This window comes from Winogradskyella marina (genome assembly GCF_015645385.1).
Classification (GTDB): Bacteria; Bacteroidota; Bacteroidia; order Flavobacteriales; family Flavobacteriaceae; genus Winogradskyella; species Winogradskyella marina.
Window position 1 is genome coordinate 141,947 of record NZ_JADOET010000008.1, and the last position, 13,177, is coordinate 155,123.

The following is a 13,177-nucleotide window of genomic DNA, read 5'->3' on the forward strand; positions in this document are numbered from 1 at the left end:
ATATTATGCAACAAACAACAAATACTATTTTAATGATTCGTCCTGTAAACTTTAGGATGAATGAGCAAACGGCTGTTAATAATTATTTTCAGGAAGATTTAGATGGGAAAAATGCGGAAATTAATGCAAAGGCACAAGTGGAATTTGATGCTTTTGTTGAAAAACTAAAAGCGGCAGGTATTAACGTCATCGTAGAAGACGACGAGAAAGTTAATGACACTCCAGATTCTATATTCCCGAATAATTGGGTGAGTTTTCATGCTAATGGTGATGTAGCAAAGTATCCTATGTTTGCAGAGAATAGACGACGCGAGCGTAGAGATGAAATTTTTATAAGGCTAGAAGAAGAAGGCTTTAAGATAGAAAACATTATAGATTATACTTCTGCAGAACACGAAGGTGTGTTTTTAGAAGGTACAGGTAGCGTTATTCTAGACCGTGTTAATAGAAAAGCTTATTGTGCGCTGTCTCCAAGAGCAGATGAGGATTTATTTATAGAATTTTGTGAGGATTTTGAATATAGTCCAGTGATTTTTACAGCCTATCAATCTGTTAACGACAAGCGGTTGCCAATTTATCATACCAATGTGATGATGTGTGTTGCAGAGAATTTTGTGGTGATTTGCTTAGATTGTATTGATGATAAAAAAGAACGAAAAAATGTCGTTAAACATTTAAAGCAAGATGGCAAAGCGATTATTTCAATTACCGAAAAGCAGATGCATCATTTTGCAGGAAACATGTTGCAGTTACGTGGAACAAATGACCAGCTCTTTTTAATAATGAGTGAAGCAGCACATAAAAGTTTAACGCCAAATCAAGTGACAACTATAGAAAAGTATGGTCCTATTATTTCGAGTTCTTTAGAAACTATAGAAACCTGTGGTGGTGGAAGTGCGCGTTGTATGATGGCTGAGGTGTTTTTGCCGAAACGATAAATCGTAAATGTGTTTGTTGTTAAGTTGTTTGTTGTTAAGTCGTACACTCACTTTAACCTTTTTACTTAAGAATCTTGAATCTTGAATCTTGAAATTAAGCCTTAGACTCTGATTTTGGTAGCTCAACAAAGAATTTACTTCCAACATTTTCAGTGCTTTCTACCCAAATTCTACCATTATTCAGTTCTACTAAATCCATAGCGATAGATAAGCCTAAGCCAGTTCCTTTTTCATTTTTGGTGCCAGCCGTTGTAAAGTTTTTATGTGCAGCAAATAACTTATCGATATTGTTTTTAGAAATACCAACACCAGTATCCTCTATACAAATTAGAGATTTACCATTTACATCTTGATTAGAAATCGTAATGACATCTCCGGTTCTACTAAACTTTACGGCATTGGTAATTAAATTTTGAATCACAATTTCTACCATGCTGCGATCTGCATAAATAAAATCGTTTTGAGATTCATCAATTAAAACAATGCTTTTGTCTTCAACTTTTTGTTCTACTAAGGCTATTTTAGAATGAAATACATCTTGTATATTAAAGTGCTCTGGATTTGGTTCTAAATTTTGCATTTGCGACTTAGACCAATTCAATAAATTAAATAAAAGTGAAGATGCATTATTGGCATTTTCGCTTAATTCTGGTATGAGCTCGTAAAATTCATCTTTAGAAATACTGTCTTCTTTTAGTAAATCTAAAAATGCTTTAATAGAGGAAATAGAATCTTTTAAATCGTGAGATACAATAGAAAACAACTTGTCTTTTACTTGGTTAACCTCTTCCAAATGATGCGTTTGTTCTAAAATGGCTTCGGTTCTTATTTGTTCTTCAGCTAAAATGTCTTTTTGTTTTTCTAATGCTTCTTTATGCGATTTAGAATTTATAAGGCTATAAATTAAAACAGCTAATACCAACACAAACGCAGCTATAATTCCGTATAAAATATAAGGATTGTTAAACAAATTAAACGGTTCATTAATCTGTTGTTTATCGTTAGGCGTAATGTCGTTATCAGTGGTGGCGTTCTTAGTGAAATCTAAAGGGGCTAAGTCTGTGACTGTTGGAAATACAGGTTGATCTACCTTGGAAAGTGAGTCTTTTAAATCATAAAATTTATTCTGCCAGAAAAATGCATTTTGATAATATCCTCTTGTAGAATCTAAAGCAATACGTAGTTTATAGTTTTCTAAAAGCTCGGTTTTATCATCTATTTTTTGTGCAATTTTATACGCTTCGCTTAATTGTCTTTCGGCTAGCTTAACCTTTTTCTTTTGAAGATTTAAGTGTCCAATAGCATTTAAAGCTCTTAAAATACCTTCGCTATTATTTTGTTCTCTATTGTATTTTAAACCTTCTACTAGGTATTCTGCTGCTTTATCATACTCTTTAAAACGCAAATACTCACTACCTAGTTTAGGTAGTATTTCACCTCGTAAATCTTGATCTGTATTAGGATTAAGGATATCTAATGCTTTTTCGTAATATTCTATAGCCTTGCGATGTTCTTTAAATTCTGAATAAAGTCCGGCAATGTTTTTAGTAGATATTTTAATACCTTCTTTGTCGTTAATTTCTTTGCGGACTTGTAAAGTTTTAAAATTATATTCTATTGCTTTATCAATTTGATTGGTTTTATGATAAGCTTCAGCTAGATTGTTATATGCTAAACTTAACTCATCATTTAGATGTTGTTTTTCAAAAATAGATATTGCAGATAACGAGTTTTGTAAACCTAGCTTATAATTTCCTCTTTTAATTTCAATGAGGCCTATACTATTACTCACTTTAGCCACTCCAACAGTGTCGCTTATTTTTAAATATAAATTTCTAGATTTTTTGTAGTTGTCTATAGCATTAAAATAATCATTGCGCTCTGTATAGATCAATGCTCTATAATAACTGCTTTCTGCTAATCCTTTTATGTAGTTAAGGTCTTCAGAAAGTTTAGAAGTTTCATTAACATAAAGTAAGGCCTTCCCAAAGTCCTTATTTTTATAAAGTTCATTAATAAGCACCAAAGACATATCCACCTTCGTAGAGTCTGCGTTTAGATATGCTATTTGTACCGTAAGTTTATCAATTTTTTCATTCTGAGAAAAAACTGAAAACGATATAAGACATACAGCTAGTATAAATAACTGTTTCATCTTAAAATAGCGTTAAAACGAATTGTGCTGTTTTGGATTAGAAAACTTTTAGGGAGGGACGAAAAAAGTAAGTTAATACAAAACAATAACAACTTGGTTAATGTTTGATTATTAAGCCTCATTAATGTTTGGGACATTGATTAATAGCCTTTCAAAAATGCTATTATGAAAACAAATATGCTAATATTTAGGATTTAATACCAATTTATTAGTTGAAGTGACAAATATAATATTTTAAAAAAACTACATATCGATAAAAAGCAAAAATAACGGTAGTAATACATGTTCATCGATGAAATACATTGTTTGGTTAAACAGTAGGTAATAAGGTGGTTATGGTTAAATGTGCCCAACACAGGTAAGGTTTTTAGATTAAAATCGAAAACATGTTGGTTTACCTAGGACGTTCCATTTGTCGATAAATTTTTATTACTATAAAAGCCATCTAATCTGGAGCCTAGTAGAAAAATTTGATGTCTTTAGAAGTTACGTCGCTTAAAGAACGCTAAATAATTAGCGTTGGCATCTATGTAATCGTTGTGGTAATTATAATAACACTTAAAAAGAAGTATTTAAGTCGTGTCATTTTCTTTCTTGAGATTACTTTACACTTTTTCAAAGTCTATAAAGTTACGCAATTATGTCTGTATAGTACTCTAATAAAACAATAAATCGTCTATCTTTGCCAAGGTTTTAAAACATGAAAATAAAGTAGAATTATGACCCTTCAAGAGACATTAGAATTACAGGTAAAAGCAGCGATTAAAGCGTTGTTTCAATCGGAATTAAAAACGGTAGAATTTCAAGCCACTCGCAAAGAGTTTGCAGGAGATGTTACAGTTGTTGTGTTTCCTATGTTGCGTGTTGTAAAAGGGAATCCGGCTGTTATTGGAGAGCAGGTTGGTCAGTATCTTTTAGATAATGTAGAAGTGGTTAAAGGCTTTAATGTTGTAAAAGGCTTTTTAAATATAGAAATTAGTGATTCGTATTATTTAGAGTTCTTTCAATCTATAAAAGATAAATCGAATTTCGGATTTGCAGATCAAAGGGATGATACAGCCATAATGGTAGAATATTCATCGCCAAACACAAATAAGCCATTGCACTTAGGACATGTTAGAAATGTACTTTTAGGTTATTCTGTCGCAGAAATTTTAAAAGCTTCTGGAAAGAAAGTTTACAAAACTCAGATTATAAACGACAGAGGCATTCATATTTGTAAAAGTATGTTGGCGTGGCAACGTTTTGGTAATGGCGAAACACCAAGCTCAACAGGTTTAAAAGGTGACAAATTAGTTGGAAATTATTATGTAAAATTTGATCAAGAATACAAGTCTGAAATTGCAAAATTAGTAGCTCAAGGTCAATCTGAAGAAGAGGCTAAAAAGAACGCGCCACTATTATTAGAAGCACAACAAATGCTCATTAAATGGGAAGCAGGAGATGAAGACGTTGTTGCACTCTGGAAAAAAATGAATCAATGGGTTTATGATGGTTTCGATGTGACCTACAAAAACATCGGAGTCGATTTTGATACCTATTACTACGAAAGTGATACCTATTTGTTAGGAAAAGAATTTGTAGCAGAAGGGTTAAATTCAGGGGTCTTTTTCAAAAAGGAAGATGGTTCGGTTTGGTGCGATTTAACAGACGATGGCTTAGACGAAAAAATCGTATTACGTAGCGATGGAACTGCTGTTTATATGACACAAGATATTGGTACAGCCATTCAGCGAATAAAAGATTATCCAGATGTTGGTGGGATGGTTTATACTGTTGGAAATGAGCAAGACTACCATTTTAAAGTGCTATTCTTAATCTTGAAGAAATTAGGTTTCGAATGGGCAAAAAATTTATTTCATTTAAGTTATGGAATGGTTGATTTGCCAAGTGGAAAAATGAAAAGTAGAGAAGGAACAGTTGTAGATGCCGATGATTTAGTGCAAGAAATGACAGATACGGCTGAAGAGATTTCTAATGAATTAGGAAAGCTTGAAGACTATTCAACTGACGAAAAACAAACACTTTATAAAACCATTGGGTTAGGGGCTTTAAAATACTACATCTTAAAAGTAGACCCTAAAAAACGAATTTTATTCGATCCAAAGGAGTCTATCGATTTTCAAGGAAATACAGGGCCATTTATTCAATATACCTACGCCAGAATTCAGTCTATTTTAAGAAAGGCTAATGTGGATGAAAATGTCACACTGAGCACAGTCGACGTGTCTCTACACGACAAAGAAAAACAACTCATTAAGCAATTAGAATTGTTTCCAGAAGTGATTCAAAATGCAGCAGAGCAACATAGTCCGGCATTGATTGCTAATTATACCTATGATTTGGTAAAGGAGTTTAATTCATTCTATCAAAATGTATCCATTTTAGGAGCAGATTCAGACGAAGAAAAGAATTTTAGAGTCGGTTTATCTAAGTCGGTTAGCCAAACTATAAAAAACGCATTTCAGCTTTTAGGTATCGGCGTTCCAGAACGTATGTAGTTTAATTTAAATCTTGAATTTTAACATGCTGATATAAAGTAGTTTATTGTTTTTTTCGTATCTTAGGAAGAGTTAATACGTTCATTAAATCTTTTTGTTATGGAAAATTCTCACACTTTAAAACGTTACACTAGTACACTTCTTTTGCTAGTGTTTGTACTATTTTCTTTAAATGCTCAAACCGGTTTTAAGGAGTATCAAGGTAAAGTTATTGATGGTAGAACAAATAAAGTAATTGAAGCTGCTAGTCTTAATATTAATAACACCAATATTAGTACGATAACAAATTCCGAAGGTGAATTCACTTTAAAAGTACCAAACCAATATTTAGATTCAAAAGTGGTGGTGACTTTTTTAGGGTATAATACCTTCGTTGTTCCATTATCTCAATTAGCCGACAATAACTATGTTGTAACGCTATATGAAGCCGTCACAAAGTTGTCTGCTGTTAATATTGCAGCTTTTAAAAACGCGGAAAGTTTAATACGAAAAGTACTTAGCGATAAAAGTAAAAATGTAAGTGAAGGATCTGTTTTTATGACGGCATTTTACAGAGAAACTATTAAGCGTAGAAATAGAAATGTGTCCTTAACAGAAGCTGTTGTTAATATTTTAAAGCAACCAAACTTATCAAAACAACGCGATGCTATTCAACTTTGGAAAGCTAGAAAAAGTACAGATTACAAACGTTTAGATACCGTTTCTGTGAAGTTACAAGGTGGTCCATTTTCAACTATGTTTTTGGATATTATGAAATATCCTGAGTATATTTTTACAGACGAAAGTATTGGTAGCTATAATTATGTTTTTGACAACCCAACGACTATAAATAATAGAACTGTTTATGTAGTTAATTTTAGTCCAAAAGCAAATCAACTTAGAGTAAATTACAACGGAAAACTATTTATAGATGTACAAACGCTAGCTTTAGTAAGCGCTAATTATGTTTTAGATGTTAGTGATATGAAAAAGACTAAAAATCTTTTAGTTAAAAGGAAGCCTAGTGATGTTGAAGTGTATCCTTTAGAAGCTATTTATAAGGTAGATTATAAAGAAAAGGGAGATAAATGGTACTATAGTTATTCTAATTTAAGCTTAACGTTTAAGGTGAATAAAAAACGTCAACTCTTCAATAAAGTTTATACATTATCTAGCGAAATGGCAGTAACTGATTGGGTGGAAAATAGCACAGATAAAAAGATAAAAAACAAAGATAAACTTAGGCCTTCTGTAATAATTACGGATGCTATTTCTGGGTTTTCAGATCCTAATTTTTGGGGAGAATATAATCTAATAGAACCAGATAAATCAATTGAGTCTGCTATAAATAAAATAAAGAAAAACATAGAAAAACAAAAAGAAAGAGACAAAACGGTTAATGGTTAGTCCAACATTTTAAAAAAATCTGAATTTTTATTCAGGTTTTTTTTATGAAGTCCATTTTAGAAATTCATTCTAAAGCTTAGGTTTGGTGTTAGTTTTAAGGACTTATTTTTAATGTCTAATATGTTATTATCCGAATCAAATGTATAATAACGATTAACGATATTAGTTTGATTAAAGATGTTCCAGATTGAAGCCTCAACTTCTGCAGAAATGCCTTTGGATGGTTTAAATTTATAGATGGCAGAAATATCAGTTCTAAAATAGTCACTTAACCTAGAGCTGTTAGGAGCATTATATTCTATGGTAAAATTACTATTGTCTTGAAGGTCTTTTGGAGGTGTGAAAGGTCTTCCAGAATGCCAATTAAAACCAATACCTATTTTAAATTTATCGCGATTATAAGTAAGAGACGTATTAAACACATGTCTTAAATCTATGGTGTTAGGGAATGATTTGCCGTTATGTAATTGATTAAACTTATAATCATTTTTACTATACGTATAACTCAGCCATGTACTAAAATCATTAAAACGCTTATTTATAAGAAAGTCTATACCACTAACAGTATAATGGCCAATATCTTCAGTAAATTGAAACTGGTTTTGAAACCCTTGGCTACGTGCTGTAATATTATGTACACCTTTGTAATAGCCTTCAACAGAAACTAGCAAATTATTTTTATTATAACTAAGACCAATTGAGGTCTGTTCACTTGTAATCAAAGGAACATCATTACCATTGGCGAGTTGCCATCGTCGTTTTTCTATGCCGAAAAAATCTTGTTGTAAATCTATAATCTGCGTAATAGATTGACTTTTTAATTCTCCTAAAACTTCAAGTCTAAAATAATCTAGAAACTTATAGTTTACTGTAAATCTAGGCTCAATTAAAAACTCCGATAACTTTCCAAAATAGCTAATTCGAGAACCTAAGCGGATATAGGTGTCACGAGATATTGAGTACCATTCAACCTCTCCAAATAATGCATGTGTTCTTATAATTTCTTTTACAAAACTCGTGTAATCAGGATTAGTAACATCTTCAAAATTAGTAACACCAACCTCATTAAATTGATAACCTAAATTAAAATTAATGCTTTCGTTTACTATTTTAGACGCGTCAAACAGAAAACCAAAATCTTCAACTTTATTCTCTTGAGTTAACAGCTGATTATTGCTAATATTGTTGTTTTTAGCATCTAAATCATAATTAGAAAAATAGACTTGAGCAGATAAGTTTAGATCCTGGTTTAGAAGTTTTGAATACGATACACTTCCACCATAACTTGTTTGGTTTAATTCACTTTTGGTTTCTTGAAAATTATTGTCTGTGGTCGTAAATACTTGGCTGTAATCCAAGTCGTTCGAAATGTTTATCACATTAATGCGAAACTTAGATGTTGAACTAATATCATATAGAAAGCGAGCGTTAAAATCGTAAAAAAGAAATCGTTCGTCTTGGGCTAAAAGGGTATTCGTAGGTGTAGACGTATTTAGTTCTGAATCACTAAAAATACGATCAAAATAAGCATCGTAAGTTTTAGACACCAAGATATCAGTAAAAGAACGTCTTGCAGAGACTTGTAATTCTGTTTTTTCAGATAAAGGTACTTTTGCAAAACCATCAACACTTAGCATATTACCACCGAGTCCTCCACTTCTGTTTTTATCTATTTTGTCTGAATTTTTTATGGTAATAGTGCTAGAAACTGCATTGCCAAATTTGGCACTGGTTCCATTTTTAGAAATTGTAATATCTTCCGATAAGTAAGGGTTAAAGGCTGATATTAATCCAAAAAAATGACCAGATTGATACATTCTTATACCTTCATATAAGATTAAATTTTGGTCATTGGTACCACCTCTAACATTGATGTTAGAAATCCGTTCATCTACACTCATTATTCCAGGTAGATTTTGTACTATTTGCAACACATCTGGTTCAATTAATCCTGGTAGAATATCAAAAGCTTTTGTATTGGTTTTTATAGTTCCGTTATTGGTTTTAGAAATACCTTTGGTAAGGTAGTTTGTAATGACAACTTCTTCTAATCGTTGTATTTGGCTTACTGGTTCTTCTATCTCTTTTTGTGTGATCGCGATAAAGCGACTATTCAGCATTTCAAAACTAAGATGTGTTATGCTGTTTAAATGATTTAATACTTGTTTTAAGGAAAGTTCATCAGGTAGTGGGCGAATTAAAATCCCTTCAATAGTTTTGGTTTCAAACGAAAATTTAACATCATATGTCGCTTCTAATTTTAGCAGAATTTGGGCAAGTGGTTTTTCTCCGCTTGGTTCCTGACAGAACGTTAGGTTACAAAAGGCAATTGATACAATGTAGAAAACTAAACAGAGTAATGTTTTATTCACGCTTTAGTAAAATAGATTTTCCTGATTTGCTGTAGCCTAAATTTAATGGTATTGTGACAGATTTCAGTGCTAAATCTAAATTATTATGTGTAAAACTTCCCGTGAACAATCGAGAAAGATCAATATCTTTGGTCACTACAGTTTGGTTGTATTGGTTTTCAAATTCAGCAATAACATGTTTAAGAGGTACGCTCGTAAAGCTACTTTCTCCATGCAACCATTGCGGTTGCACAGCGTTTTCTTTTTCATTTGCAAGTAGTTTCCCATCTCTTATTAAGAAGGTGTGTCCTGGCTCTAGTTGAGTCGTCTTGTTGTTATGCGTTACTGCGACTAAGCCTTCGTAGCATGTTACTTCAAAGTATGATTTACGTTGTTTTACATTAAATTGTGTGCCTAAAACACTCACGATTCCGTCTGTAGTAATCACATCAAATTTTTGACCTTTTGCGACTTTAAAAAAAGCTTCTCCTTCTAAGGAAACTTCTCGGGTTTTGGTCCATTGATTTTTATTAAACGTAATAGTAGAGTTGGCATTAAGGTCTACAGTGGAATTATCGGGTAATTCAATGGTTGTATGTTGCGCAATACGTGTCTCAACTGTAGTATCTAAAGTTGTTGTATAATAATATACACTAAATCCTAGGGCTAAAATTGCGGCAATTCTTAGTAACGGTTTTAACCATTGATTTGCAGTTGATGATTTAGGTTTGAGATGTGGTTTTAAAGCTTGGTAGTTTTGGTCACTAGAAAATTCTGGTGCTTTAAAATCTTTTAAAGCAGTGTCCATTTTTATTAATTCATTATAATCCTCTAATTGCTCAAAAGCATTTTGCTCTTCAGTATTTAGATTATTATCTAACCATTTTTTTATGAGGTTTTCTCTTTGCATAAATAATATGAATTCAACTATATAACAGCTTAAATTTAAAAATCCCTACTTCCATAACATGTTATAGTTCATCAATGTCTTCACGTAATTTTTTTAAAGCTCCGTAAATACGCTTTTCTACACCTTTAACAGAGATATTTAATACTTCCGCTATTTCTTTAAATCGTTTGCCTTCAACTCTATTCATTAAAAACGCCACACGTTGTGCTTCCGTTAATTTGCTCAACGCTTTTTGTAATTTTAGATGATACTCTTTTTCTTCTAATACAAATTCGGGTGTTTCATTACTGATGTGATTTTGTGGTTGCTTACTGTATTTTAAAATCACTTTTTGATGTGCGTAAGCGTTAAGCATTAGGTTATTTGCGGTTGTAAACAGATAACTTTTGGCTTTGTTAGGAGAAACTTTACCACAGTTTTGCCATAATTTTATAAAAGCTTCTTGAACTTTATCTTGTGGACATAACTGATCTCCAAACTTGTAGTACAAAAAATCATGCAGGTTTTTGGCGTGCTTTTTATATAAACGCTCAAATAACTGCGATTCGCAAATATTATCTTGTATAGGTTTACTCATGGAGTTTTATAGGTTCACAAATTATAAATAATATTTTAGATAATTGAGGTAGGGAATATAGAAGACTAATTGTTGTATAATAAACGGAAAGCGTAAAACCATGAAAACCAAATCAAAACACCTATTTATTTATGTCCTTTTTGCCCTGTTTTACTTGACCTCTTGTCAAGACGAGATTACTGAAGTAAATACTCCGAATGATCAAGAAACTATTGTCGCCAATTCTACCTTAGCTAACCTAATGGGCAGAACTACTGCTAATTATGGTGCTGCTGACGATATTTTAGATGAATCAAGCTGCTTTTCTGTAGAATTACCTGTTACAATTGTAATCAGTGATATTACTTTTACTATTGAAACACAATCTGATTTAGACGAACTTGAAAATTTATTAAATTATACTACTAGTGAAGATAATGTCTTAGATTTTATATTTCCAATTACTATTATTTTTAGTGATTACAGCGAAACTGTGATTGCAAATGAAGAAGCGTTAGAAAGTTTTATAAACGCCTGTGTTGAAGATGAAACTAATGCTATAGACTGTGTAGACTTTGTTTATCCGATGTCGTTTTCAGTATTTAATGCTGAGTTTAATCTTATTGATACCGTAATCATTGAAAATGATGAAAGCTTATACGGTTTTTTAGATGGTTTAGAAGACGATGAAAATGCTGTTGTGGTTAGTTTAAACTTCCCAGTATCTTTAGAGTACGCAAATGGAGAAACCACTGAGGTAAATACCAACCAGGAGTTATCTGATGCTATTGAGGTAGCTGGTGATGATTGTTACGATAATAATTGTACCGAAGATTCTGTAGCATCACAGTTAGAAGACTGCCAATGGAAAATTTCGACTTATTCTAGTTTTCCTGAGTTTGTTGGTATTGAATTAGTATTTTATTCAGATAGCACGTTTGCTGTTTTTCAAGATGGTAGTTCTTATAATGTTGTTGGTGACTGGTCTGTAAGTTCAACAGACGGAGAAACGTTTCTTAACTTAGATTCAGGTTTCGAAGATTTAGGTGGCGACTGGAAAATTGTAGAATGTGATGATGAGACCATTCAATTTATAAAAGGTGAACAAACTATGGTTCTTAATCAGGTTTGTGAAGATGATTTAAATTGTTCACTTTCTGATATTAGTACTATTCTGCAAGAATGTCCTTGGGATTTTAGTGATGGAACAGGCAATTTTGAAAATAATAGTATGATATTCAACACCAATGGAGATTTACAAATTTCCGAAGGCATGGCAACATCTGCTATTGGCGGAGGGTGGAATCTATCTGTTGATGAAGAAGGCATAATATTAATTTTTTCAGAATTAACAGCGTTTCAAGATGCTCTTGAAGGAGATTGGGTAATAGTTGAATGTGATGCGGATAGCATTGTACTTGTTAAAGGTGACCAAATGTTAGTGTTGGAGCAGGACTGTAATAGTGATCTTTTTAATTGTTTTGACAATTATGAATTAGTGGAATGTGCCAATCAGAGCGGTTCTGCTGTTTTTAATTTAAATGCAGAAACTATTGGTTTGGTAGATTGTATGGCATCCTATATTCCGTCTTTTCATGAAACCTTAATTGATGCGGAAACCAATGTAAATGCATTGATAAATACAGAAGCGTATGAAGCAACAGGTAGTGAAATATTTTTGAGAATTGAAGCTAGTAATGGTGATTTTGAAATATTTTCTATCTTTTTAAATACCATCGAATGTAATTATTTTGAATGTTTCCAAAGTTTTGATGCCGTTTTAGAAACGTGTTATTCTGATGCAACAGTGCTTTACGATTTCAATCTTCCAATAGCATTTTCAAACTGTACACCAAGTGCAGATGTGGTATCGTATTATGAAACACAATCTAATGCTACAGCAGACATAAATCCTATTGCAAATCCTATTAGTTATAGTACCGCAGAATTGAATACGACTATTTATACAAGAGTAGAAATCAATGGCATGGTTGAAATATTTCCAATTCAATTAAATGTGGTTAACTGTAATGCTGGTTCTTGTACAGAAGGAGATGTCTCAGGAATTTTAGCAGAATGTCAATGGAATATCACAAGCTATAATGGAAGTGACAACCTGGTCAATTATAATCTTGCCTTTGAACAAGACACAGAAATTGTAGTGATTTATACAGATACAATTACCATCAATGCTGGTTGGTCAACAGCACAAACCAATAATGGTGTTGTTATAGGTTTTTCTAATGTAGCAGAACCAAATATCCAAGCCATTAATGGAAGCTGGTTGGTTGTAGAATGTACAGCAAACCAATTAGTGTTGCACAATGTTAATGATAGCAGTATTGAAATTGTTCTAGATAGAACCTGTGAATAAAGAAAC

General features: G+C 32.2%; 8 protein-coding genes. 4 read left to right on the top strand and 4 right to left on the bottom strand.

All coding sequences use genetic code 11. From position 1 onward, the window contains the following. The first annotated feature begins 5 nt into the window (after positions 1-5). Positions 6-938 carry a citrulline utilization hydrolase CtlX gene (ctlX, locus tag ITJ86_RS10940; protein WP_195871674.1) on the top strand — a complete coding sequence of 311 codons (933 nt, stop codon included), beginning with the start codon at positions 6-8 and terminating at the stop codon, positions 936-938. Between the two features lie 94 nt (positions 939-1,032). Here ctlX and ITJ86_RS10945 read toward each other — a convergent pair whose 3' ends face one another. Further along, the gene (locus tag ITJ86_RS10945; RefSeq protein WP_195871675.1) at positions 1,033-3,093 is read right to left on the bottom strand and encodes a tetratricopeptide repeat-containing sensor histidine kinase; all 2,061 of its coding nucleotides are present in this window, start codon (positions 3,091-3,093) and stop codon (positions 1,033-1,035) included. A gap of 719 nt (positions 3,094-3,812) precedes the next feature. Here ITJ86_RS10945 and argS point away from each other — a divergent pair. Continuing rightward, positions 3,813-5,594, top strand: a complete 1,782-nt coding sequence (gene argS, locus ITJ86_RS10950; protein ID WP_195871676.1) for an arginine--tRNA ligase — start codon at positions 3,813-3,815, stop codon at positions 5,592-5,594. Positions 5,595-5,693: 99 nt separating this feature from the next. Continuing rightward, the gene (locus ITJ86_RS10955) at positions 5,694-6,980 is read left to right on the top strand and encodes a carboxypeptidase-like regulatory domain-containing protein (protein WP_195871677.1); all 1,287 of its coding nucleotides are present in this window, start codon (positions 5,694-5,696) and stop codon (positions 6,978-6,980) included. Between the two features lie 56 nt (positions 6,981-7,036). Here ITJ86_RS10955 and ITJ86_RS10960 read toward each other — a convergent pair whose 3' ends face one another. From ITJ86_RS10960 to ITJ86_RS10970, 3 genes are all read right to left on the bottom strand, one after another. Beyond that, positions 7,037-9,352 (bottom strand): TonB-dependent receptor domain-containing protein, encoded by a 2,316-nt coding sequence (locus ITJ86_RS10960; RefSeq protein ID WP_195871678.1) that lies wholly within the window; start codon positions 9,350-9,352, stop codon positions 7,037-7,039. Then, positions 9,345-10,241, bottom strand: coding sequence for a FecR family protein (locus ITJ86_RS10965; protein WP_195871679.1), 897 nt, complete (start codon positions 10,239-10,241; stop codon positions 9,345-9,347). The genes ITJ86_RS10960 and ITJ86_RS10965 overlap by 8 nt, the downstream gene beginning before the upstream one ends. A 61-nt stretch (positions 10,242-10,302) precedes the next feature. Then, complete coding sequence (locus ITJ86_RS10970; protein ID WP_195871680.1) at positions 10,303-10,818, bottom strand: RNA polymerase sigma factor; 516 nt, start codon at positions 10,816-10,818, stop codon at positions 10,303-10,305. Positions 10,819-10,918: 100 nt separating this feature from the next. Between ITJ86_RS10970 and ITJ86_RS10975 the strand changes: the two genes are divergently transcribed. Then, the gene (locus ITJ86_RS10975; RefSeq protein ID WP_195871681.1) at positions 10,919-13,171 is read left to right on the top strand and encodes a hypothetical protein; all 2,253 of its coding nucleotides are present in this window, start codon (positions 10,919-10,921) and stop codon (positions 13,169-13,171) included. Positions 13,172-13,177: the final 6 nt, after the last annotated feature.